The following is a 23,656-nucleotide window of genomic DNA, read 5'->3' as shown; positions in this document are numbered from 1 at the left end:
TGTAAATCAAACTAGACAGATATACCCTGAGGATAACATGACAGATTCCTCTCATATGCCAGACAATCGGGCGATTGTAATTGGTGCAGGCCTTGGTGGATTGGCCGCCGCCATGCGGTTGGGCGCGAAAGGCTATGCTGTCACAGTGCTGGATCGACTGGATCGTGCTGGTGGACGTGGATCATCGATTTCGCAGGATGGGCATCGGTTCGATCTGGGCCCCACAATTGTTACTGTGCCGCAAGTATTTGAGACGCTCTGGTCGGATTGTGGCCGCGACTTTCGCACAGACGTCGATTTGCGGCCCCTCGACCCGTTCTATGAAATTCGCTGGCCTGACGGATCCAACTTCAAAGCCAGTTCCGACGATGCAGCGATGTTTGCCGAGGTGTCGCGGCTGAACCCGCGCGATCTGAAGGGGTACAAGCGGTTTCTGCGTGACAGTCAAAAGCGCTATGTTGTCGGGTTCGAAGGCATGGTTGCAAAACCGATGCATCGGCTGTGGGAGACCATCAAGGTCTTGCCCACGTTTGCGCGGTTGCGGGCGGACAGGTCGATTTATGGACATGCCGCCGCGCGGGTCAAAGATGAACGGCTGCGCATGGCGCTGTCGTTCCATCCGCTTTTCATCGGCGGTGACCCCATGCGCGTGACATCGATGTATGCGCTGGTGGCGCATCTGGAAAAGGAATTTGGCGTTCACTATGCGATTGGTGGCGTGCAGGCGATTGCCGATGCCATGGCGCGGGTCGTTCTCGATCAGGGGGGCTTGATCCGTCACGATACGCAAGTCGACGAGATCCTGTTGCGGGATCGCGCGGCCTCTGGCGTCCGGCTGACATCGGGCGAAGAGCTTCAGGCACCGTTGGTTGTCAGCAACGCCGATGCCGGACACACCTATTCCCATCTGATGCGCAATCATCCTCGGCGACGGTGGACGGCACCCAAGCTCAGGCGCAAGCGGTGGTCGATGGGACTTTATGTCTGGTATTTCGGCACCCGGGGCACGCGTGGCAAATGGGCCGATGTGGGGCACCACACCATCGTTAATGGCCCGCGCTTCAAAGGGCTGCTGGATGACATTTTTCTGCGCGGCAAACTTGCCGACGACATGAGCCTTTATATCCATCGCCCGTCTTTGACGGATGACGGTGTCGCGCCAAAGGGCGATGATACCTTTTATGTTCTGTCGCCTGTGCCGCATCTGGGCTGGGACGATCCGGTGGATTGGAAAGTCGAAGAGTCGCGCTATCGCAAGAAAGTCGCAAAGGTTCTGGAAGGGGTGATTCCGGGGTTTCAGTCTCACATCTCGACTGAGCTGACCTTTACACCAGAAACCTTCCGGGATCGGTATCTCAGCCCGCATGGCGCGGGTTTCTCGCTGGAGCCGCGGATTTTGCAAAGCGCCTGGTTTCGGCCGCACAATGTCAGCGAAGAGGCCAGTGGGCTCTATCTGGTTGGCGCAGGCACGCATCCGGGCGCAGGGTTGCCCGGTGTGGTTTCCAGCGCCGAGGTGTTGGCAAAGCTGGTGCCGGACATGCCGTTGGCTGAGCGTGAAATGGGGATGGCGGCGGAATGATTGCACCAGCAGACTTGGAATACTGCCGTGGAGTGATCCGCACCGGGTCCCTTTCCTTTCACGCCGCATCCAAATTGCTGCCCTCACAGGTGCGCGACCCGGCGCTTGCGCTTTACGCCTTTTGCCGACTGGCAGATGACGAGGTCGATGAAGGCATCGCAAAGGGTCAGGCGGTCCTGCAACTGCAGGAAAGGCTTGATCTGGCCTATGCGGGCCGCCCTCGGAACGCACCGGAGGACCGCGCGTTTGCGGCAATCGTCGATGCATTTGATATGCCGCGCGCCTTGCCTGAGGCCTTGCTTGAAGGTTTGGCGTGGGATGCGGTTGAGCGGCGCTATGATAGCCTGTCCGACGTGCGCGCCTATTCGGCCCGCGTGGCCTCTGCCGTGGGGGCGATGATGTGCGTCCTGATGCGTGTGCGGGATGCAGATGCGCTGGCGCGGGCCTGTGATCTGGGTGTCGCGATGCAACTGACGAATATCGCGCGTGACGTGGGCGAAGACGCCCGCGCCGGACGTATCTATCTGCCCCTGGACTGGTTGCGTGGTGCGGAGCTGACGCCCGCGGACTTTCTGAATGACCCGCAGGCGACCCCACAGGTGCGCCGCATGGTGGCACGGCTGCTGGCTGAGGCACATCGGCTCTACATCCGGTCTGAGGCCGGGATCGGCAAACTGCCGGTGCAGGCGCGCGCCGGGATCTTTGCCGCGCGTTATATCTATGCCGCGATCGGGAAGTCCGTGCGCCGCCACCAGCACGACAGCATCACGCGGCGCGCCCGCACCACCAAGGCGCAGAAAATCGCGTTGATTGGCAAGGCAGGTGTTCGCGCGGCAGGGACCATCGTGCTGCCACAGTCGCCGGTACTTTTTGCCGCGCCGCTCAATGAAGTGGCGTTCCTTGTCGATGCGGCGGCGCATCGTCCCGACACAGACGCACCGCGCCGGATGGATGCGCTGTTCGACGTTCTGGCAGAGTTGAAGGCGCGCGAGTCCGCGGCTAAGCGTGGCATTGCTGCTGAGTAGGAGCCGCTTATGACCCTGTTTTTGATTTTTCTCGCCACCTGTGCCGCCGCCGGTGCCACCGGTGCGGCCTTTCCGCCGGGGCCTTGGTACAAGACATTGGACAAGCCCGACTGGACCCCACCCGACTGGGTGTTTCCGGTGGCCTGGACCAGCATCTACCTGTTGATCTCATTCGCAGGCGCCCGCGTGGCGGGCCTGCAAGGCAGCGGCTACGCCATGGCATTCTGGGCGATGCAGGCGGCGTTTTCCACCCTGTGGACGCCGGTGTTTTTTGGTCTGCGCCGCTTCAAGGCCGCGCTGGCCGTGATCGCCTTTTTGTGGCTTGCAGTTCTCGGGGCCACCTGGACCCATTTGCAGCTGGATTTCTGGGCGGGGCTGGCCTTTGTGCCCTATCTGATCTGGGTCAGTGTTGCGGCTGCTCTGAACTTTCAGATGTGGCGGCTTAACCCGCACGTCGAACCGCTCAAGATCAACGAGGCCTAAGCGCGCCAGCCTCCCTTCATCTTTCCAATAAACTCAATCCCGACGCCAGAACACTGCACCGTGCTTAACGTTGGTGACCCCAAAAGGGTTTGCAGATCTCAGGCCCGGCCATATGGTGACGAAAACGGGCAATGACCGGGAAAACAGGCAAATGAATATCCTCTTCGTGCATCAGAACATGCCCGGGCAGTATCGCGAATTGGTTCAATGGTTGGCCGCACAGGGCGGTCATACGATCTATTTTCTGACCCAGCGCAAGAACGCACCAGACCTTCCCGGGATCCAAACGCGCAAATATCAGCCGCACCGTGTTGCAACGAAGCGCAGTTACGGGCTTTCCAAGGTTTGGGAAGAAGCAACCGGCGCAGGGTTTGGTGCCGTGATGGCCGCGCGTGAGATCGAGGAAAAGGAAGGTTTCAAACCTGATATCATCGTGGGGCATGTGGGTTGGGGCGAGCTGACGTTTTTCAAGCAGCTTTGGGCCGATGTGCCGATCATCGGGTTCTTTGAATACTACTACAACATTACAGGCGGCTCTGTCGGTTTTGACCCCGAAGAACCGATATCAGAGCACGCGCCCTACCTGATGCAATCGCGCAATGCGGTGCCCCTGGCGAATATTGAAACCGTCGATCAGGGCCATTGCCCGACCTACTGGCAGCGCGATCGTTTTCCTAAGAGTTTTCATGAACGTGTGTATGTCTGTCATGACGGCATTCGCACCGATAAGCTGAAGCCCAACCCGAAGGTGTCGCTGGGTCTTGGGCGGTTGGGCCGTCCGGTGACGCGTGATGACGAAGTGTTCACCTATCTGGCGCGCAATCTTGAGCGCACGCGCGGGTTTCATATTCTGATGCGCGCATTGCCGCGGATCCTGAAGGAACGCCCCAAGGCGCGCGTGTTGATCGTTGGTGGGATGGACGTGTCTTACGGCGGCAAAAGTGCGACGCCCGGCGGTCTGCGCGCCGAGATGGAGGCCGAGGTGCACGACAAGGTCGATTGGGACCGGGTGCATTTTCTGGGGCAGGTGCCTTATTCTGAGTACCAGAAACTGGTTCAGGTCAGCCGGTGTCACATCTATCTGACAATGCCGTTTGTCCTTTCGTGGTCCTTGCTGGAATCGATGTCGATGGGGGCCACAGTAGTGGCATCCGATGTGGCCCCGGTGCGCGAGGCGATCACCCATGGGGAAACCGGGCTGCTGGTCGACTTCTTTGATCCTGACGCGCTGGCCTCACAGGTGATCGACGTGCTGGCCAGGCCCGATGCATACGGGCATCTGGGTACAGCGGCCCGGGCGCATGTGATTGAAACCTATGACTTTCTGACCAAATGCCTGCCGGAACACCTGCGTCAGATCAACGCGCTGCTGCCCGCAGATAAACACATCGACATCCCGGGTTGACCGGGATCAGTTGGAGACGTTGTTTGCCGCACTCACCAGACCAAAGACAGATCCGACAAGACCAAGAATGGTACGGGTATTGGTAAGGGGGCTTTCAGTGGCAAGCACCAGATCACCAGAATGAATATGGAAGTTGCGCGCTGAGAACAGACCGTCAGAGGTGGTCAGATCCAAGGTGAACACCACGCGGGTGTTGCGCGGGCCGCGCGTACCGGAGCTGACCGCACCGGGCGGGTATTCGCGCAGGATCAGAATGCCTTGCGGATTACCGCGCGATTCCTGCACACCGCCGATGATCGCCAGCGCATCCAGGGCCGACACGTCATCGCGGTTGAAGGCATGTTGCGCCTCGCGGCCTGCCGCGCCAAGCGACAGGAAATAGCGCCTGTCTTCTTCAACGATGACTTTGTCACCGCCCAGCAGCCGCGTATCCAGCGTTGGATTTTCATAAAGCCGGTCGATTGAGGTGGCATAGATCTTGTGGCCGCGGACAAGTTTGACCTGCGGGTTTTCCAGCGTCGCTGCGACGCCGCCCCCGGCAGAGATCGCCGCCAAGACCGAGAAGTTGTTGTCGGGCATCAGGATATTTCCCGGTGCATTCACCCCGCCGACCAGATCGATGGAATTCTGGCGCCCTTCGGCCATGGCAAGTTGCAGCTGTGCAGAGGGCACAATCGCCTCAAGCTGGCGCTGGATAATCTGGCGGGCACCGTCCGGCGTGCGACCTGCAACGCGGACCTTTCCGACGTAGGGCACAAAGATGGTGCCGGCTTCTGACACGCGCATGGCGGGCAGGTCAGCGACCCGCTGTTCGGTGCCGGTCAGAAGCGAGTTTTCGCCGCTGTCCCAGACAACCAGCTTGAGCATGTCCCCGCCGCGAATGATCTGGGCGGTGGTGCCGTGGCTGTGGCCGATCCAGCTAAAGCGGCGTTCGCCTGTGTGCGGCCATTCCTTAATGCTGGGCAGAAAGGCACGCGTGACCGGGTAGACCGCAATTTCGGGGACCGGTGCATCGGCGCTTTCTATGATCTCTTTTTCGACTGCTGCGCCGCGCGGAAGATTGGAACAGGCTGCCAGCGATAGCGCCAGAAAGACCCATAAAACGCGTTTCATTTTCATGCCCATAGGTGCCTGACCGATCTTGTGCTGCTCTGTTTCCATTCGAGGTGTGCGTGTGGCCCTGGCACGACCATGATTGAAAAATCAGGTAGCGACAATTCCAGACCCCCGTTGGAATTTGTTGCCGTGCAAGATACTTGCTGGGGGCATGGCGTCAACGATTTCAGACAGTGATACGCAAAATAGGCCAATCCTTGTGCTTGGAGCCTCGGGGCGGCTGGGACAAATGCTGCGGCTTTGCTGGCCCGACCAAAGCACATTGCAGGCGCACAGCAGGCGGCCGCAAACGGGATTTGTCTCTTTTGATCTGATACTTGAGCCTGAAAAGTCCGTCGCGGCCATGCGGCATGCACGGGCTGTGATATGCCTGTCTGGGGTGACGGGCGCGACGGCGGACCGTACCGAAAACGTGTATTCGCGCAACACCGATCTTGCGCTTGCAGCGATCCGGGCCGCGCATGCCGCCAGTGTGGAACGGGTTTTTCTGGCCTCAAGCGCCGCCGTTTATGGCCGGGGGGCAGATATTCAGGACGAAGAGAGCCCTTGCACCCCGGTTTCTGACTATGGTCGTGCCAAGCTGAACATGGAGGAGGCCGGGCTGGCGGAGGCCCGCGCCCTGGGCCAGCAAGTCACGGCGCTGCGGATCGGAAATGTCGCGGGCGCGGATGCGGTCCTTGGCGGATGGCATGATCAGATGGCGCTTGACGTCCTTGCTGACGGCCGCACACCCCGGCGGAGCTATATCGGACCCTGCACGCTTGCCCGAACGATTCACACCCTGACGCAGAAGACAGCTTTGCCTGAGATCCTGAACATCGCCGCACCGGGCGTGGTGGAAATGGGGGCACTGCTGGACGCTGCCGATCTGCCCTGGGCGCACCGAACGCCGGGGCCTGGGGTGATCGAAGAAGTTGCTCTTTGCACAAAGCGACTTGAACGCCATGCGGCTTTTGCGCCAGAAGACAGCACGCCTGCCGGGATGGTGGCGGACTGGCGCGCCTATCAGGCGCTGTTGCAGAGGCCCTGACATGACCTGGCGCAAACGCATTTTCGACCTCTTCTTTGCCAGTTTGCTGGTCATTATCCTTGGGCCCATCCTGATCTGGCTGATTTGTTATCTGCTGATCAAAGAAGGGCGGCCACTGTTTTATGTGGCCGAGCGCATGAAGGGCCCCAAGACGCCCTTTAACCTGTGGAAGCTGCGCACCATGACGGTGGTGGATGAAGATTCAGGTGTCAGCGGCGCGCATAAGGCCAGCCGTGTGACCGAAACGGGTGCATGGCTGCGTCGCAAGCGGCTGGACGAATTTCCGCAGCTTTGGAATATCCTGAAGGGCGACCTGAGCTTTGTCGGTCCCCGCCCGCCGTTGCGCGAATACGTCGAGCGGTTTCCTGATCTGTACGCCAAAGTGCTCGAATCTCGCCCCGGGGTCACTGGCCTTGCCACCATTCGGTTTCACAAACACGAAGATCGCTTGCTGTCTAGGTGCGAAACCCCGGAAGAAACAGATGACATCTATTGTCGTATCTGCGTACCGCGCAAGGCGCGACTGGATTTGATTTACCAGCGTCATCAAAGCACCTGCTATGATTTCGAGCTTGTGTTTCAGACCATCGGGAACCTGTTCCGCCGCTCGAAGGCGGGAAATCGCTCATAAATTAGGAAAACGGCCCCGAATGAGTGTCTTTTGAGCACACTGCGTGCGGAATTTCCCGCAAGCCCTTTGCGCTTGGCTGTAAAACCCGGAAAGTCTGTGTCAGTGGATTGAGACCAATGAGAAACGCTGCGTTTTGGGATCTCAATTGCAATTCGATAGAAATGTGACGTTTAATGGCGCTGGTTACCAAGGAACACTTCTGACGTGCTGAACATCATCAAGTCCCTGACCAATCGTCAGAAACGATGGACCATGATCGCCCTGGATTCGATACTGCTTCTGGTCGCGGTGCTTTTCGCCCTGTCAGCGTCTGCGCAAAACATCTCTGGCGACTTTTATCAAAGTGTTTGGAACTATTTGCCCGTGCTGCCCTATATGCTGCTGGCTGGCATCGGATTGTCGATGTGGCTGGGGGTCTGTTCAATCAGACTGAAGGCTTATGAGACAGCGGCAATTGGCGTGACGGCCATATTCGCGCTGTTTCTGGTGTGCTTGTCGGTGATCGGTTCCAACGTGGCGGGCCTGGGTCTGCCCTTGGGCATGCATATTGTTTTTGGGGCTGCATTCTTTTCACTTGTGGTGATCAGTCGCGCGGTGTTGCTGCAGCTTGTGCTTGCGCTTTATCGCCGGGCAGAGCCGCAGTGCCGGGTGCTGATCTATGGGGCCGGTACGACCGGATCACAGCTGGTGTCTGCGTTGCGCAGCCATGAGAGCATTGAGCCGGTTGCCTTCGTTGACGATAACACCGCTATTCAGGGCCTCACCGTGGCGCACTTGCCGGTCTATACGCCGCTGCACATCTCGGATGTTGCCCGTGAGCTGAACATCAATCGGGTTTTGCTGGCGGTGCCGTCTTTGTCGCCACCAAAACAGGCCCAGATCGCCCGTCGGCTTGAGCGGATGGGACTTGAGGTTCAGACCCTGCCGTCGTTTGCCCAGCTGATCGGAGAAGAAGCGCTGGTCGACAAGCTTAAGCCCATATCGGCCAATGGCTTTTTGAACCGCGATGAGGTCAGCCAGCCCTTTAGCGATGCCGCAGAATGTTATGCTGACAAGGTGGTGATGGTTTCCGGTGCGGGCGGTTCGATCGGGTCTGAATTGTGCCGTCAGGTGCTGGAATGCCGGCCCACCAAGATCGTCCTGTACGAGCTGAGCGAACTGGCGCTTTACAACGCGGATATGGAATTGCGACAGCTGGTCGAAGGCACCGCCATTCGTATCGTGCCAATCCTGGGGTCCATCACGGACACGCGCCAGGTGCGCAAGGTGCTTGATGAGCATCAGGTGCAAATCATCCTGCACGCTGCCGCCTACAAGCACGTGCCGCTGGTCGAGGCGAACCCGCTTGCGGGGTTGGTGAATAACGTCTTTGGGACCCAAGCGCTGGCCGAACAGGCGGCAAAGGCCAATGTTGAGCGGTTCATGCTGATCTCATCCGACAAGGCGGTGCGCCCGGCAAACATCATGGGGGCGTCCAAGCGGTTGGCGGAATTGGTCGTTCAGGACATGGCGCGCAAGGCAGGCAATGAGGGCACGATCTTTTCGATGGTGCGCTTTGGCAACGTGCTGGGGTCGTCGGGCTCTGTTGTCCCGCTGTTTCAGGATCAGCTGAGCCGGGGCGGCCCATTGACGGTAACGGACCGAGGTGTGGCGCGCTATTTCATGACCGTACAAGAAGCGGTCAAGCTGGTCTTGCAGGCGGGCGCCATGGCGCATGGGGGCGAGGTATTTGTCCTCGATATGGGCAAGCCCGTGCCAATCATGCAATTGGCGCGACAGGTTATCGAGAGTGCGGGGTACACCGTGCGCGATGAAGAGAACCCCGAAGGTGACATTGAGATCGCAATCACCGGATTGCGTCCGGGTGAAAAGATGACCGAAGAACTGACACTGTCAGGAGAGCTTTTGGTCACGAAACATTCCAAGATTTTCTCGACCAGAGAGGACGGTCTTTCGGAGATCGAGATCGCATCGGCGTTGCGGCGTCTGCGTGAAGCCTTTGTCGCAAGCAATGAAGAGATGGCGCGCGACGTGGTGGAAAACTGGGTCGAGGGCTTTGAGAAATCCAGCGACACTGCGCGGAAAACCTCCTAAATAAGCTTCATTACAACGCTTTCTGTCGCACTATTGCCGCTATCGCAGCTCTTTTGCGGCGGTTCGCGTGCCGCGAGAGTTGATTTGTCAGGCCTGCACGTGCAGAAGCGTATCAAAGATGTCGCATGCGAAGGGCAGTATCGTGCAGCAGACACACCCAACGAGAAAAAACCGTTTTGTGATCCTCGCGATAGCGGGCCTTGTCACCGCCGCTGGCGTCACCCGTGCGACCCCTGCCAGCATCGAGGACGTCTTTAACGTTCCTGATCGGCCTTCACTGAACTTTTATGGCACGCCCGGGCTGATGGACATGCCGTCGGCAGAGGTGATGCCGGATGGTCAGATCGCCATTGGTGTCTCGAGCTTTGGCGGCAACACACGTACCACCCTGTCGTTTCAGGCCACGCCGCGCCTTTCAGCCAGTTTTCGATATACGACCATCAAGGATTTGAACCTGCGCGGGTTCGAGGATTTTCGCGACCGCAGCTTTGATCTGCGGTATCTGATCAACAAGGAAAGCCGGATCTGGCCTGCGGTCAGCGTGGGTTTGCAGGATTTCGCGGGAACAGGCATCTATTCCGGCGAATACATCGTCGCGACCAAGAACTTTTCTGGCGGCCGTCTGCCCGGCAAGATCAAGGTCACCGGTGGTCTGGGTTGGGGACGGCTGGGAAGCTCCGGCGCGATCGGTTCCCCGTTTGGCGGCCCGCGACCCCCGTTTGAGGAAGGCAGCACAGGCGGCGAGCCGTCGGTGGACCAGTGGTTCCGCGGCCCTGCAGCGCCCTTTGCCGGGATCGAGTGGCAGATCAACGAAAAATGGGGCGTGAAGGCCGAGTACAGTTCCGATGCCTACGAGCAGGAAACCCAGATCGGCAACGTCTTTACCCGCAAGTCTCGGTTTAACTTCGGGGCAGAGTATCAATATACCGACCGTATCCGGATCGGTGCCTATTACATGTATGGGTCGGAATTCGGGGTAAACTTCCAATTCCAGGCCAGCCCGATCCGTCCTCCGACCCCGGTTCGGGCCACACCTGCGCGGCCGCTCCAGTTGCGGCCCAGTCGTGCGTCAAACCCTGCAGCCTGGGGGACGGACTGGATAACGGAACCCGGCGCGCCTGCGGGTCTGGCGGAGGCGATGAAGCCGCGTCTTGAGGCCGAGGGGCTTGAGCTTGAGGCGCTGCAGGTCACAGCGGCCCGCGCCGAGTTGCGCTTGCGCAATCACCGATACGCAACAACGACGCTTGCCATTGGTCGCGCGGCGCGCGTAATGGCGCGGTCGCTGCCGGCATCGGTTGAAACGTTCCGGATCGTTATTGTGGAAAACAACCTGCCACAATCGACAGTGACCATGCGGCGGTCCGATCTGGAAGCGCTTGAGTTTGATCCACAGGCGTCCGACGCCCTGCTGGCAGTCAGCGGGATCACCGCGGCATCACCCGATTTGCCGGGTGCGGTGCGCAACGACGATCTCTATCCTGATTTTGCCTGGTCCATCGGCCCCTACGTCAGCCAAAGCTATTTTGACCCTGACGAGCCATTACGCGTTGACGCGGGCGTCAAGGCGACCGCGACATTCAAGCCCGGCCCCGGTTGGGAAATCGGCGGCACAGTCCGGCACCGGCTTTTCGGTAACATCAGCGACTCTGACCGGTTGAGCAATTCTGTTCTGCCTCGGGTTAGGACGGATTCGGTTCTGTATTCGCGTGGCAGCGATACGGTGCTGGCCAATCTTTACGTCGCGAAGCAGTGGAAGCCGGGCAATGACGTTTATGCCCGTGTCACGGCGGGCTATCTTGAGCGCATGTTTGGCGGGGTTTCCGGCGAAGTGCTTTGGAAGCCGGTCGCCAGCCGCCTGGCACTGGGTGTCGAGGCGAACTACGTCAAGCAGCGCGATTTCTCGGGCCTTGGTTTTCAGGACTACAGCATCGCGACGGGCCATGCCTCCGCCTATTATGAATTCGGCAACGGCTATCATGGTCAGCTGGATGTAGGCCGCTATTTGGCAGGCGATGTTGGTGCCACGCTGACGTTAAGCCGTGAATTCGCAAATGGCTGGAAGGTCGGCGGGTTCTTTACCCTGACGGATGTGTCCGCCGAGGAATTTGGTGAAGGTTCCTTTGACAAGGGGATCAACGTGACCATCCCGGTCAGCTGGTTCCTGGGTACGCCCAGCAAGCGCAGCGTGTCGACAACCATTCGCCCGATCCAGCGGGATGGTGGTGCACGACTAAGCGTGCCGGGGCGGCTGTATGAGCAAGTGCGCGGTGGTCATCTGAATGCGCTTGAGGACAACTGGTCGGGGGTCTGGCAATGATCATCAAGACGAAGTTGGCGGCGCTGGCCCTGGGGGTAGTGGTGGCTCTGAGCGGTTGCAGCGGGAATATGCCCGAAGGTGGCAACATTCTTGGCGCTGCCACATCGCAGCTTTTGACTACGATCAAGGCGCGGCGGGCCAGCGGCGGGCAACCAGAGTTCATCACCGTTACACCTGCGCAGCTTGCCAAGACCAACATTCCCGTCATGCAGGTAAACCTGTTGGAGCGCGGCGGCACTGATTTCCTGAGACGCCGGGCTGTGCGTAATGACAATACGCCTGGTGAGGTCGTTGTTTGGCTGGCCTCTGACAAGGCGCAGGTCTTTTTGCGCAATGGCGTGCTGGTTGGCACGCGCGGTATTGGTGGCGATATTGTTTCGTCCGATGCAACGCCAACAGTATTGGCTGTTAGCGGCGCGCGCGCCGGTGGTGGCGAGCGGCGCTATTTCCTGAGCCCCGGTACCTATGAACAGACCGAGCTTGTTCTGCGGTGCAACGTCGAAAATATGGGCCGTCAAGACACGCAGATCGCAAATTTGTCGTTTAACACCACGTACCTGCGTGAATCCTGCATCGGGGGTGCGGGGGACAAAGTTCGAATCACCAACGAGTACTGGGTGCAGCCCGGTAGCGGCCTTGTGCGGCGATCAAAACAGTGGGCGGGACCGTTCTCAGGACACTTTGAGCTAATTTTGCTCAAGAACTAGTTTCCATATCGACAATTATGCCACTTTTGCGGGCGGATTGGCGCTGGGACGAAACTTTCCTTAAAAACTCGAGTTGATATTACAATCGACAGCGCATATTAAGAACGGGAAGACATTCGGCTAATGCGCAGCCTTCAATCTAAAGGACGACTACTATGACAAAGATCATCTCCATCGCAGCTCTGGTTGCAGGCATGGCAACAGCTTCTATCGCTGGCACACCTGTTCCTCCCCCTGCGGACGACACAATCGAAATCCTGCCCGTTGCACCTTCCTCCGCTGGTCTGGGCGTTCCGCTGGCAATCGGTGCAGCCGTTGTTGGCCTCGCGCTGATCGCGAACGACGATGACGACGATGTTGTCACCACAACTGGTGAAGAAGACTAAATTTCGTCACTGCCTTTTGGCGTGACAAGCGGGCCACCCTATAGGGGTGGCCCGTTTCTTTTTGTGCGGTGGTTTCCCGATATGCATTGCTTCGCCGGATTTGCGGCATAGATCAGGGCCATGGAAAAGACACTGCTATCCTTCGGCCATGGTTTTAGCGCGCAGGCGCTGGCCAAGGTCCTGATCCCCCAAGGATGGCGGATCGTCGGCACCACGCGCAGTCCTGACAAGGCAGAGGCCATTGCCCGCACAGGCGTTGAGCCGCTGATCTGGCCGGGTTCGGACGTTTCTGCGCTTTTACCCAAGTTTTCAAATATCCTGATTTCGGCGGGCCCGGGGCCCGAGGGTGATCCGGTTCTTGCAGCATTGCGCGACGATTTTGCAGCGGCCGCCGCAGGGATGCGATGGGTCGGATATCTTTCAACCACAGGCGTTTACGGCGATCATGCCGGGGAATGGGTGGATGAGCGGACCGCGCTGACACCGGCCACAAAGCGTGGCCAGGCGCGTGTGAAGGCCGAAGCGGGATGGCAAGCGATCCCTGATCTGCCTTTGCATATCTTTCGGCTCGCCGGGATATACGGCCCGGGCCGGGGGCCGTTTGCGAAGGTCCGCAAAGGTACGGCACGCCGCATTATCAAAGAAGGGCAGGTGTTCAGTCGCATCCACGTAGAGGATATTGCTCAGGCTCTGGTCCTGTCTTTAGATCAGCCTGATCCCGGTGCGGTCTATAATCTATGTGACGATGACCCTGCGCCCCCGCAAGACGTTATCGGACATGCAGCGGAGCTGCTTGGATTGCCACTGCCGCCCGCGATTGCCTTTGAGGACGCAGACATGTCACCGATGGCGCGGAGTTTTTATGCCGAAAGCAAGAAGGTCAGCAACGCGCATGCCAAGGAGGCACTGGGGTGGCGACCGGCCTATCCGGATTATCGCAGCGGCTTGGCGGCTTTGCTGGCCCTTGAAGAAGCGTGAACACGACCGATGCCGCAGGATAACAGTGCGCAAACGCTGAACCATCTGCTTGACGGGATGGACGCAGCTGCCGACGGCGATGTTGTCTCGGTTGAGGATGTGGTTGAAGAATTTGGCGACAGGTCGATCACGCCATTCATCCTGCTGGTGTCGGTGCTGATGATCACACCGCTTTCCGGCATTCCCGGCATGCCCACCATTTCGGCGGCGATCATCGTCTTGCTAAGCGCGCAGGCGCTATTGGGGCGTCGGCGGGTTTGGTTGCCGCAAGTTCTGCTGCAACGGTCTATGTCGGCACGTCGATTGCGGTGGGCGGTTTCCTGGCTGCGCCGCCCGTCCACGTTTTTTGACCGGCACGCTCACAAACGGCTCCAGATCTTGGTAAAGGGGCCGGGACGATATCTCACGCTTTTGATGTGCGCGCTTATTCCATTGGGCTGGCCTCTGCTGGAATTGGTGCCATTGGTAACTACATTTGGCGCGTCGATTGTCGGACTATTCGCATTCGGGCTTTTTACCCGAGACGGCCTTTATGTGCTGGTCGGCTATATGATGATTTGTTTCCTGATCCTGATCGGCGCATCCGTTTGGGGATAGGGATCTTGTGGGCCGACAGGCGCCCCGCCATATAAGGCGCAACTTCAGCTGCAAAGGGCCGCAACGTGCAACAACGACTTCAGGCGTTTCTTGAAAACCCGAATGTGACCCGCGCCATCATGGGGGTCATTATTTTCAATGCCATTTTGTTGGGCATGGAAACGTCCCAGCCAATCATGGCGCGTGCCGGCGACCTGATCCTGTTTCTGGATACGGTATGTCTGGCTATTTTTGTTGTTGAGCTGGTGGCCAAGTTAATCGCCTACCGGTTTCGGTTTTTTCGAAACGGCTGGAATATCTTCGATTTTGTCATCGTGGCCATCTCGCTGGCACCAGCTGCCGAAGGGTTCAGCGCCCTGCGGGCGTTGCGTGTCTTGCGCGTACTGCGTTTGATCAGCGGTGCCCCCAGTCTGCGCCGGGTGGTCGAGGGTCTGATCACCGCTTTGCCCGGTATGGGATCGGTGTTTCTGCTGATGTCGTTGATTTTCTACATCGGGGCGGTGATTGCGACCAAACTGTTTGGAGCTGATTTTCCCGACTGGTTCGGATCTCTTCCGCTGAGTGCCTACTCGCTTTTTCAGATCATGACGCTGGAAAGCTGGTCGATGGGGATCGTGCGGCCCGTGATGGAAGTGTATCCGCTGGCGTGGATGTTCTTTGTGCCCTTTATCATGGTCACGACCTTTGCGGTGGTGAACCTGCTTGTCGGTCTGATCGTGAACTCAATGCAAGACGCGCATCACGAAGAGGCGGATGCCGAAACGGGGGCGTACCGGGATGATGTAAAAGACCGATTGGCAGTGATTGAAAAGCAGTTGGAGAAACTTTTGGCGGCGCAGAAGAGGTAAGTCAGGCGGGCAGGTTGCCCACCCTACGCCCGTTGTGCGCCGATGCTTGCCACGCCGAGAACGTCCAGGACCTTGGCCTCGATATGCTCGGCGTTCATGCCTGCCACCGCGTACATGTCTGCTGGGCTGGCCTGATCAATGAAGGTGTCTGGCAGGACCATGGAGCGGAATTTGAGCCCGTCGTCAAAGACGCCTTCATCGGCCAGCAATTGTGCGACATGCGAGCCAAAGCCGCCCACAGCGCCTTCTTCAATGGTGATCAGTGCTTCGTGATCAGCGGCCAATGACAGGATCATGTCCCGGTCAAGCGGCTTGGCAAAGCGGGCATCGGCTATCGTCGGCGTGATCCCTTTTGCGGCAAGCGCCTCGGCGGCTTTTTCCACTTCTGACAGGCGCGTGCCAAAAGAAAGCAGGGCAACCCGTGCACCCTTGCGGATGATCCGACCCTTGCCGATCTCAATGGGTTCGCCCCGTTCAGGCATGTCTACGCCAGTGCCTTCGCCGCGTGGAAAGCGGAATGCGATGGGCCCGTCATCATGGGCCGCGGCGGTCGCCACCATGTGCCGCAACTCTGCCTCATCGGCGGCGGCCATCACGACAAATCCCGGCAGGTTGGCAAGATATCCGACATCGAAGGCACCTGCGTGTGTCGCGCCATCTGCACCCACCAGACCGGCGCGGTCGATGGCAAAGCGCACAGGCAGCCGTTGCAGGGCCACATCATGCACCACTTGGTCATAGCCGCGCTGCAGGAAGGTCGAATAAATCGCGCAGAACGGCCTCATACCACCCGCGGCCAGGGCCGCAGAGAAGGTCACGCCGTGTTGCTCGGCAATGCCAACATCAAAACACCGCGACGGATAGCGTTCGGCAAAAAGGTTCAGACCGGTGCCATCGGGCATCGCGGCGGTGACGGCGCAGATCTTGTCGTCTTGTGCAGCTTCCTGCAGCAGGCTTTCAGCAAATACTTTGGTGTAGCTGGGCGCGTTCGAGGGTGTCTTTTTCTGCTCGCCCGTCACGACGTCGAACTTGGACACCCCGTGCCCCTTGTCGCGGGCATTCTCTGCAGGTCCGTACCCCTTGCCCTTTTTTGTCAGCACGTGAATCAGGATCGGGCCAGTTGCGCGTTGCTTGACGGTGCGCAGGACCGGCAGCAGTTGGTTCATGTCATGGCCATCAATGGGGCCGAGGTAGGAAAAGCCAAGCTGTTCAAAAAGCGTCCCACCGACGGCCATGCCTTTCAGCATGTCCTTGGCACGCTTGGCGCCTTCGCGGAAAGGTTCAGGCAGCAGGCTGACAGCACCCTTGGCAGCGGCTTTGAGGTCCTGGAACGGCTCTTCGGCGTAAAGGCGGCTGAGGTAGGAAGACATCGCGCCGACCGGGGGCGCGATGCTCATTTCATTGTCATTCAGGATCACGATCAGGCGCTTGCCAAGGTGACCGGCGTTGTTCATCGCCTCATACGCCATGCCGGCCGACATTGATCCGTCGCCAATCACCGCGATGGCGTCACCCAGCCCCTCGGGCGTGTTGCCACCAAGGTCGCGCGCCACGGCAAAGCCAAGAGCGGCCGAAATCGAGGTAGAGGAATGCGCAGCCCCGAAGGGGTCATAGGCGCTTTCGCTGCGCTTGGTGAACCCGCTCAACCCGTCTTTCATCCGCAAGGTGCGAATGCGGTCACGGCGTTCGGTCAGGATCTTGTGCGGGTAGCACTGATGGCCCACATCCCAGATCAGCTTGTCGCGCGGGGTGTCGAAAACGGCATGCAACGCGACAGTCAGTTCAACAACACCCAGACCCGCGCCCAGATGGCCGCCGGTGACAGAGACCGCCGAGATTGTCTCGGCCCGGACTTCGCGCGCGATCTCGGACAATTGTGCGTCCGTAAAACGCTTCAGATCGGCGGGCCGGTCTACCTGATCCAGCAGGGGGGTCGGTGGCGTTTGGGTCATTTCTGCCTCCTGGCGGCAGTTTCAGGTCTTGCGGGCAATAACGAAGCGGGCTGTCTCTCGCAAGGTATCCGCCTTGCCCTGATATATAGATAGGGCGTCGCAGGCTGATTCCACCAGCGCCTTGGCGCGACTTTTGGCCCCATCAAGGCCCAGAATAGAAACAAAGGTGGCCTTGCCTGCTGCAATGTCCTTGCCTGTGGCTTTGCCCACCGTGGCGGCATCGCCCTCGACATCCAGAATGTCATCCGCGATTTGAAAGGCAAGGCCAATGGCAGTGGCATAGGCCGCAAGAGGGGCCACGTCGGCCCCTGCCATGCGGGCCCCTGCCATCGCGGACCAGGCAATCAGCGCGCCGGTCTTGCCTTGTTGCAGGGTCGTGATTTCCTCAAGGGTAAGCGGGGCGTCGGCTGTCTCCGCCGCGATGTCCAAAGCCTGACCAAGGACCATGCCCTGCGCCCCTGCGGCCTGTGCCAGTGTCGTTACCAGCGTTGCCCGCACGTCGGCACCGCCAATGCGGGGGTCAGCGGCCAATTCAAACGCGAGCGACTGCAGGGCATCGCCTGCCAGCACGGCGGTCGCCTCGTCCCACTTCACGTGTACCGTGGGCGCGCCGCGTCGCAGATCGTCATCATCCATGCAGGGCAGATCATCGTGCACAAGGCTGTAGGCGTGCAGGGCTTCGATGGCCGTGGCGGGCCAGATCGCCTGCGCGCTGCCGATCCCGTGCAACCGCGCGCTTTCCAGCACCAGAAACCCACGCAACCGTTTGCCGCCATCTGTGGCATGTGCCATTGCGCGGGTGACGGGCACATCATCCAGCCCGGACAAGACTTTTTCAAAATGCGCCGCGATATCGCGCTGGGCTGCCGCCAGTTGCGTGTCGAACATCTTGATGCTCAGACCCCGTCGACAGGCTTTGTCCCCACCGGGTTGCCGTCAGCATCCAGAGTGATGGCGGCAACCTTTTCCTCGGCCTCTTTCAGCTTGGCCTCGCACCGCGCCTTCAGCGCCGCACCCCGTTCATAAAGCGCGATGCTCTCGTCCAGCGCCACATCTCCCCGCTCCAATTGACCCAACACCTGCTCAAGCTCGGCCATGGCTACTTCGAAACTCATCTCATTCACGGGGGTATCGGTCATATTTGCACTTTCCAAACGCGTTCTCCGGGACAATAGCGGGGAACAAAGAGACCCGCCAGACGCTGGCTTGCCAATCTTCTGGCCCAAAGTATCCCGGGGGTTTATGGGGCTGGCCCCCAATCAACAGCTCAATCAGGTGCCAGCATGTAGCCCGCACCGCGCACCGTTTGCAGATAGCGCGGCTGTTTCGGATTATCCTCGATCTTGCGCCGCAGGCGGGTGATCTGGACATCAACCGCGCGTTCCTGCGCCTGCCCCCGGTCCCGACCCAATTCCTCAACCAGCTTTGCGCGGCTCAACGGCTCACCCGGGCAGGCAGAGAAGATCTTCATCAACTGGATTTCGGTGGCGGTTAGCCGAACCAGTGCATCCCCCTGCCACATCTCGCCACGCTCCATGTCATAGCGGATGGGGCCCAGCGACAACACCTTGGGCGCGGCATCTTCTGCCGACGTATCCGGCACCCGCCGCAGGATCGCATTGATCCGCAGCAGCAATTCCTTGGGCTCAAACGGTTTGGGCAGATAGTCATCCGCACCCGCCTCAAGCCCTTCGATACGGTTCGACGTTTCGCCCTTGGCAGTCAGCAGCAGGATCGGGGTCTGCATTGTTTCACGCAGGGATCTTGTCAGCGATAGCCCGTCTTCCCCCGGCATCATCACATCCAGCACGATCAGATCGAAATCGAGACCCGACAGGATGCGCCGCGCGTGGGCGGCGTCGCGGGCAGCGGTCACCAGAAACCCGTTGCGCATCAGGAATTTCTGCAAAAGCGTGCGGATGCGTTCGTCGTCATCGACGATCAGCAGATGGGCATCCATTTCGCTCATGTAGCACTCTCCTTGAGGCGGGTGTAACTGGCTTGCATTTCCGGGTCCATCATCGCCTCCAAAACTCTGCGGAACCCCGCCACCGCGTCTGGTCCTGCCGCGCGGTAGGCGGCGCGCATGCGCGCCCGCTGGGCGTCGGACAGTTGCGTTTCCAGCGCGCGCCCGGCGTCGGTCAGAAACAGATGCCGTTCGCGTTTGTCGTTGTGTCCTACCCGACTTTGAACAAGACCATCGGAAATCAATGTGCGCAAGACACGGTTCAGCGATTGCTTTGTGACCCCCAGGATGTTGAGCAGATTATTCACCGTCGTGCCGGGGGCGCGGTTGATGAAATGGATCGCGCGGTGGTGCGCACGGCCATAGGCCATATCCGCCAGAATGCGGTCCGGATCAGCCGTGAAGCCACGATAGGCAAAGAACATCGCCTCGATTCCCTGCCGCAATTGTTCATCCGTCAGGAAAAGCAGGCTTTCGCCGCTGCCGTGTGTGGGGCTGCGCCCGTCTGCCATGGAGTACCTCATGCCTAGTTGGATTGAAGGTATGTCAGTGTTGTTGACATTCCAAGAGTGAAAGGATAGCGAAACGCCAGCTTTGCGCAACTATATGTCCGTATCGGACCCAATACGCGCAACATTCGGTAATATGGCGGAGAGACACCATGGCGGGATCATACAGCGACCGGGACGGGCACATCTGGATGGATGGCAAGATGATCGATTGGCGCGACGCCAATGTGCATATTCTGACCCATGCGATGCATTACGCGTCCTCTGTGTTCGAAGGCGAGCGCGCGTACAACGGCAAGATCTTCAAGAGCCGCGAACATTCCGAGCGGCTCAAGCGCTCTGCCGAGATGATTGATTTTACGATTCCCTACACCGTGGATGAAATCGAGGCGGCAAAAATCGAGGTGCTGCAAGCCTCTGGTCTGCAGGACGCCTATGTGCGTGCCATTGCCTGGCGTGGTGCGGGTGAGGACATGGGCGTGGCGTCTGCCAAGAACCCGGTGCGACTGGCCATCGCCGCCTGGGAATGGGGCGCCTATTACGGGGATGCCAAGATGAAAGGCGCCAAGCTGGATATCTCAAAGTGGAAGCGCCCCAGCCCCGAGACCATTCCAAGTCATGCCAAGGCGGCGGGCCTTTACATGATCTGCACCATGTCCAAGCACGCGGCGGAGGCCAAAGGTTGCTCAGACGCCATGATGTTCGATTATCGCGGCTATGTGGCCGAGGCCACAGGTGCCAACATTTTTTTCGTCAAGGACGGCGAAGTGCATACGCCCGACCCTGATTGCTTTCTCAATGGCATCACCCGGCAAACCGTTGTCGGGATGCTCAAAGAAAAGCAGATCAAGGTGCACGAGCGTCATATCATGCCAGAAGAGCTTGAGGGGTTTGAGCAGTGCTGGCTGACCGGGACGGCGGCTGAGGTCACACCGGTAGGCCAGATCGGGGACTTTAACTTTGAAGTCGGTGCGCTGACGCGGGATATCTCTGACAGCTATGAGAAGCTGGTGCGGGCTTAACATTCCAAGAAAATACAATCTCTCCTGACACACATGTGTCAGGAGAGATCTGATACTGGCGTCCTATACACATCAGAGGACGCCCCATGAACCACATCACCCAGACCGTTTTCGACACGCTGCCCATTGTGATGGAGCCGCATTGGCTTGTCAGTTTTCAAGCCCCCGCCGAAGACATCGACAGGATATTCGATGCCGTGCGCGTGCTTGACCCGCTGCAGCACGGAAAAACCGACCAGAACGGATACCGTGCGCCTTCGGGCCATGAATATTATCGTCCGCGCGAGGGGACGCCCACCGGGGCAGAGGAAGGCGTTCGAAAGCGGCCCGGTGTGGATGAGATGCGGTTCTTTCTGCCGCGTGATCCACAGCTTTTGACAGCAGTGATAGAGGCGATCTACGAGGTACACGCATATTACGAGCCCGTGATAACCGTACAGGAGGTGCTGCGCAGTGCTGGCAAGGGGCTGGACGACAGTCAGAACCCGCACCGCTGGTGGAACCGCGAGGGCGATTGGAAATCGGCTGCCGACTGATCTTACGACTGCCGCAACGCCGGCAGTCCGACGCCCGTACTTTCAAACCCACCGTCCGAGGCGATCACCTGCCCTGTCACATAGCTTGCCTTTTCAGAGCACAGGAACACGATCACCTCGGCAATTTCCTGTTCCGACCCATATCGGTTCAACGGAATCGCATCATGGTAGGCGTCGATGATATCCTGGGTGTGCACCGCCATTGCCAGTTTGGTGCGCACGGGGCCGGGGCAGACGCAGTTGGCGCGGATGCGGAATTCGCCAAGTTCGGCGGCCTGTTGTTTGGTCAGCTGGATCACAGCCGCCTTGGAGGTGCCATAGGCCACCCGCAGCGTCGAGGCGCGCAGACCAGAGATTGAGGCGATGTTCACGATCGCCCCCTTGGTGTCCTTCAGCGCGGCGGTTGCGGCCTGTGACATCAGGAAGACGCCATCGAGATTTGTCTCCATCACGCGCCGCCAGCGGGCGAAATCGGTTTCTTCGATGGGGCCGAAATCGGCGACCCCTGCATTGTTCACCAGCGCGTCGATACGCCCAAAGCGGGCAAGTACGTCCGGAAGGGCGCGCTCCACGTCGTTGGGATTTGAGACATCATAGTCAAAGCCGCTGGCGCTTTGGCCAAGGGTCGCGAGGGCATCTTTCAGCGCGTCGGTGTCGCGGTCCAGCGCGGCCACCAGCCAACCGTGTTCGATAAAGAGCTTTGCAGTGGCCAATCCGATGCCCCGCGCGGCGCCTGTAACGAGGGCAACTTTTTGTGTCATGACCGGAATACCTCTCAGATCCTCTGCTTCGGCAGCCTACACACAGAACGCGCAAGCACCAGCGCGAGAATGCGGATTGTCGCAGGGGCTTTTGCGGTTAGAGTGGTCCGGGACAGGTGCGCGCGCCGCCCTGTTCGATATTTGGAGTATGGCTCATGTCCCGTTTGGGACACTTTTTTCTCAAGCGGCCCTATTGGCTGATTATTGCAGTTTTTGCGGCAATTGTTGGATTGGTGACGGCCGTATGGTTCGATCTCAAGAATCTGTCGGATGAAAACCTGAGGCGGCAGGCCGCGACCCTTAACAGCGTGATCAGCAACGTGCGGTCTTACTACGCGAGCAATATCGTCGGACGTGTGATCAGCACCAATGGGCAAACTCAAGCCTTGCATAATTATCGGGATGTACCGGGCGCAATTCCCATCCCGGCGACGCTGTCACTTGAATTGGGCGCTGAGATTGGCAATGCCGAGGGTGATATTCGGTACCGTTTCGTGTCGGATTATCCGTTCACGGATCGCCCGCCGCACAACATGACCCCCTTCGAGAGCGAAGCGTTAAGCATTTTCCGCAGCGGCCCAGGCGCCCCGACGCAGTTGATCCAGTCGGAGGGCAGTGTCTGGGATCGCCAGATCACCCTCGCGACGCCGGTTATCATGTCAGGAACATGTGTTGATTGCCACAACAGCCACCCCAAAAGCGCCAGAACGGATTGGAAGGTCGGTGATGTACGGGCCATTCAAGCTGTGCAAGTCCATCAACCTGTCACGCTGAACCTGCTGTCGTTCAAGTGGCTGTTGATCTACATCGCGGCTGCGGGTGGGTTTGGTCTGGTCTTTGCTGCCGTTCAATACCGGCTTGCGGGGAGCTTTAGCCGGATGAATGACGAACTGGCTGCCAACAACGCCTTTCTGGCCGACATTTCGTTGAAGATTTCAAAGTATCTATCGCCGCAGATATACAAATCAATTTTTTCGGGCGAGCGGGATGGGTCAATCTCGACCGAGCGCAAAAAGCTGACGGTGTTTTTTTCCGACATCAAGGATTTCACCGATACGACAGAACGGATGCAGCCAGAAGAGCTGACGGAGCTTCTGAACGAATACTTCACAGAGATGGCGCGGATCGCGGCCACCCATGGGGCGACGATCGACAAGTTCATTGGCGATGCGATTGTTGCTTTTTTCGGTGATCCGACCACCAATGGCACCCGCGAAGACGCGCGCGCCTGTGTGCTTATGGCATTGGACATGCAAAAACGGCTTGGTGATCTGGCAGAACACTGGCGACAGCGCGGGATCGAGCGGCCCTTTCAGGCCCGCATGGGGATCAACACCGGGTACTGCAACGTCGGCAACTTCGGGTCGGACGAGCGCATGGATTACACCATTATCGGCGCCGAGGCGAACCTGGCCGCACGATTGGAAAGCATCGCAGAACCCGGCGGTATCGTACTGAGTTTCGAGACCTATGCCCATGTGCGCGACATGGTCGAAGCGGAGCCGCTGGAGCCGGTCCGGTTTAAGGGAATCGCGCGTCAGGTGGTGCCCTACAGCGTGACAAGCCATGCCGCGTCCGAAGAATCCCCCGTGATCGCGGCCGAAGAAAACGAGAAGCTGACCCTGAACCTTGACGGGCTAGATGCCGCTGCGCGCGCGCGTGTCAGGCAAGCGATCCGAGACGCGCTGGCCGCAGCACAGCCGCAAAAATGAAA

23 protein-coding genes are annotated in these 23,656 nt (G+C 59.1%); 16 read left to right on the top strand and 7 right to left on the bottom strand.

The window, feature by feature from the left end; genetic code table 11:
- The first annotated feature begins 37 nt into the window (after nucleotides 1-37).
- From H9Q16_RS13895 to H9Q16_RS13880, 4 genes are all read left to right on the top strand, one after another.
- Entirely contained in the window at nucleotides 38-1,579 is a 1,542-nt protein-coding gene (locus tag H9Q16_RS13895; RefSeq protein ID WP_191076023.1) for a phytoene desaturase, read from the top strand.
- Entirely contained in the window at nucleotides 1,576-2,604 is a 1,029-nt protein-coding gene (gene crtB / locus H9Q16_RS13890; RefSeq protein ID WP_191076022.1) for a 15-cis-phytoene synthase, read from the top strand. Before H9Q16_RS13895 ends, crtB begins: the two co-directional genes overlap by 4 nt.
- A gap of 9 nt (nucleotides 2,605-2,613) precedes the next feature.
- The gene (gene tspO, locus H9Q16_RS13885) at nucleotides 2,614-3,087 is read left to right on the top strand and encodes a tryptophan-rich sensory protein TspO (RefSeq protein ID WP_191076021.1); all 474 of its coding nucleotides are present in this window, start codon (nucleotides 2,614-2,616) and stop codon (nucleotides 3,085-3,087) included.
- A gap of 151 nt (nucleotides 3,088-3,238) precedes the next feature.
- Nucleotides 3,239-4,492, top strand: coding sequence for a glycosyltransferase family 4 protein (locus tag H9Q16_RS13880; RefSeq protein ID WP_191076020.1), 1,254 nt, complete (start codon nucleotides 3,239-3,241; stop codon nucleotides 4,490-4,492).
- A 6-nt stretch (nucleotides 4,493-4,498) separates the two neighbouring features.
- Here the strand turns inward: H9Q16_RS13880 and H9Q16_RS13875 are convergent, their stop codons facing one another.
- The gene (locus tag H9Q16_RS13875; RefSeq protein WP_343067855.1) at nucleotides 4,499-5,611 is read right to left on the bottom strand and encodes a polysaccharide biosynthesis/export family protein; all 1,113 of its coding nucleotides are present in this window, start codon (nucleotides 5,609-5,611) and stop codon (nucleotides 4,499-4,501) included.
- A 148-nt stretch (nucleotides 5,612-5,759) separates the two neighbouring features.
- Between H9Q16_RS13875 and H9Q16_RS13870 the strand changes: the two genes are divergently transcribed.
- The 9 genes from H9Q16_RS13870 to H9Q16_RS13830 all read left to right on the top strand — a co-directional run bounded on the left by H9Q16_RS13870 (nucleotide 5,760) and on the right by H9Q16_RS13830 (nucleotide 15,196).
- Nucleotides 5,760-6,638 (top strand): NAD-dependent epimerase/dehydratase family protein, encoded by an 879-nt coding sequence (locus H9Q16_RS13870; protein ID WP_191076018.1) that lies wholly within the window; start codon nucleotides 5,760-5,762, stop codon nucleotides 6,636-6,638.
- Between the two features lies 1 nt (nucleotide 6,639).
- Nucleotides 6,640-7,269 (top strand): sugar transferase, encoded by a 630-nt coding sequence (locus tag H9Q16_RS13865; protein ID WP_191076017.1) that lies wholly within the window; start codon nucleotides 6,640-6,642, stop codon nucleotides 7,267-7,269.
- Between the two features lie 252 nt (nucleotides 7,270-7,521).
- Nucleotides 7,522-9,363 (top strand): polysaccharide biosynthesis protein, encoded by a 1,842-nt coding sequence (locus H9Q16_RS13860; RefSeq protein ID WP_216859422.1) that lies wholly within the window; start codon nucleotides 7,522-7,524, stop codon nucleotides 9,361-9,363.
- A gap of 178 nt (nucleotides 9,364-9,541) precedes the next feature.
- Entirely contained in the window at nucleotides 9,542-11,680 is a 2,139-nt protein-coding gene (locus tag H9Q16_RS13855) for a YjbH domain-containing protein (protein WP_216859421.1), read from the top strand.
- A complete protein-coding gene (locus H9Q16_RS13850; RefSeq protein WP_191076014.1) occupies nucleotides 11,677-12,387 on the top strand; it encodes a YjbF family lipoprotein in 711 nt (236 codons plus the stop codon). The genes H9Q16_RS13855 and H9Q16_RS13850 overlap by 4 nt, the downstream gene beginning before the upstream one ends.
- A 155-nt stretch (nucleotides 12,388-12,542) precedes the next feature.
- On the top strand, nucleotides 12,543-12,773 hold the full coding sequence (locus H9Q16_RS13845; protein WP_191076013.1) for a hypothetical protein: 231 nt from the start codon (nucleotides 12,543-12,545) through the stop codon (nucleotides 12,771-12,773).
- A gap of 120 nt (nucleotides 12,774-12,893) precedes the next feature.
- Nucleotides 12,894-13,751 carry an SDR family oxidoreductase gene (locus tag H9Q16_RS13840; RefSeq protein WP_191076012.1) on the top strand — a complete coding sequence of 286 codons (858 nt, stop codon included), beginning with the start codon at nucleotides 12,894-12,896 and terminating at the stop codon, nucleotides 13,749-13,751.
- A gap of 9 nt (nucleotides 13,752-13,760) precedes the next feature.
- Nucleotides 13,761-14,348, top strand: a complete 588-nt coding sequence (locus H9Q16_RS13835; RefSeq protein ID WP_191076011.1) for an exopolysaccharide biosynthesis protein — start codon at nucleotides 13,761-13,763, stop codon at nucleotides 14,346-14,348.
- 119 nt (nucleotides 14,349-14,467) lie between these two features.
- A complete protein-coding gene (locus tag H9Q16_RS13830) occupies nucleotides 14,468-15,196 on the top strand; it encodes an ion transporter (RefSeq protein WP_191076803.1) in 729 nt (242 codons plus the stop codon).
- A 23-nt stretch (nucleotides 15,197-15,219) separates the two neighbouring features.
- Here the strand turns inward: H9Q16_RS13830 and dxs are convergent, their stop codons facing one another.
- The 5 genes from dxs to H9Q16_RS13805 form a co-directional block, all read right to left on the bottom strand.
- Nucleotides 15,220-17,148 carry a 1-deoxy-D-xylulose-5-phosphate synthase gene (gene dxs, locus H9Q16_RS13825; RefSeq protein WP_191076010.1) on the bottom strand — a complete coding sequence of 643 codons (1,929 nt, stop codon included), beginning with the start codon at nucleotides 17,146-17,148 and terminating at the stop codon, nucleotides 15,220-15,222.
- 21 nt (nucleotides 17,149-17,169) lie between these two features.
- A complete protein-coding gene (locus tag H9Q16_RS13820; protein WP_191076009.1) occupies nucleotides 17,170-18,036 on the bottom strand; it encodes a polyprenyl synthetase family protein in 867 nt (288 codons plus the stop codon).
- An 8-nt stretch (nucleotides 18,037-18,044) separates the two neighbouring features.
- Complete coding sequence (locus H9Q16_RS13815; RefSeq protein ID WP_191076008.1) at nucleotides 18,045-18,287, bottom strand: exodeoxyribonuclease VII small subunit; 243 nt, start codon at nucleotides 18,285-18,287, stop codon at nucleotides 18,045-18,047.
- 128 nt (nucleotides 18,288-18,415) lie between these two features.
- On the bottom strand, nucleotides 18,416-19,117 hold the full coding sequence (locus tag H9Q16_RS13810) for a response regulator (protein ID WP_191076007.1): 702 nt from the start codon (nucleotides 19,115-19,117) through the stop codon (nucleotides 18,416-18,418).
- Nucleotides 19,114-19,626, bottom strand: coding sequence for a MarR family winged helix-turn-helix transcriptional regulator (locus H9Q16_RS13805; RefSeq protein ID WP_191076802.1), 513 nt, complete (start codon nucleotides 19,624-19,626; stop codon nucleotides 19,114-19,116). The genes H9Q16_RS13810 and H9Q16_RS13805 overlap by 4 nt, the downstream gene beginning before the upstream one ends.
- Before the next feature lie 149 nt (nucleotides 19,627-19,775).
- On the opposite strand from H9Q16_RS13805, the gene H9Q16_RS13800 reads away from it, so the two are divergent.
- A complete protein-coding gene (locus tag H9Q16_RS13800) occupies nucleotides 19,776-20,645 on the top strand; it encodes a branched-chain amino acid aminotransferase (protein ID WP_191076006.1) in 870 nt (289 codons plus the stop codon).
- A gap of 86 nt (nucleotides 20,646-20,731) precedes the next feature.
- Nucleotides 20,732-21,181, top strand: coding sequence for a hypothetical protein (locus tag H9Q16_RS13795; RefSeq protein WP_191076005.1), 450 nt, complete (start codon nucleotides 20,732-20,734; stop codon nucleotides 21,179-21,181).
- Between the two features lie 2 nt (nucleotides 21,182-21,183).
- Here H9Q16_RS13795 and H9Q16_RS13790 read toward each other — a convergent pair whose 3' ends face one another.
- On the bottom strand, nucleotides 21,184-21,942 hold the full coding sequence (locus tag H9Q16_RS13790) for an SDR family NAD(P)-dependent oxidoreductase (protein WP_191076004.1): 759 nt from the start codon (nucleotides 21,940-21,942) through the stop codon (nucleotides 21,184-21,186).
- Between the two features lie 155 nt (nucleotides 21,943-22,097).
- Here H9Q16_RS13790 and H9Q16_RS13785 point away from each other — a divergent pair, with 155 nt between their 5' ends.
- Nucleotides 22,098-23,654, top strand: a complete 1,557-nt coding sequence (locus tag H9Q16_RS13785; protein WP_191076003.1) for an adenylate/guanylate cyclase domain-containing protein — start codon at nucleotides 22,098-22,100, stop codon at nucleotides 23,652-23,654.
- The last annotated feature ends 2 nt before the right edge of the window (nucleotides 23,655-23,656 follow it).

The sequence above is a fragment of the Sulfitobacter aestuariivivens genome (assembly GCF_014763045.1).
Classification (GTDB): Bacteria; Pseudomonadota; Alphaproteobacteria; order Rhodobacterales; family Rhodobacteraceae; genus Sulfitobacter; species Sulfitobacter aestuariivivens.
This window is presented reverse-complemented; position numbering and strand designations above follow the sequence as displayed.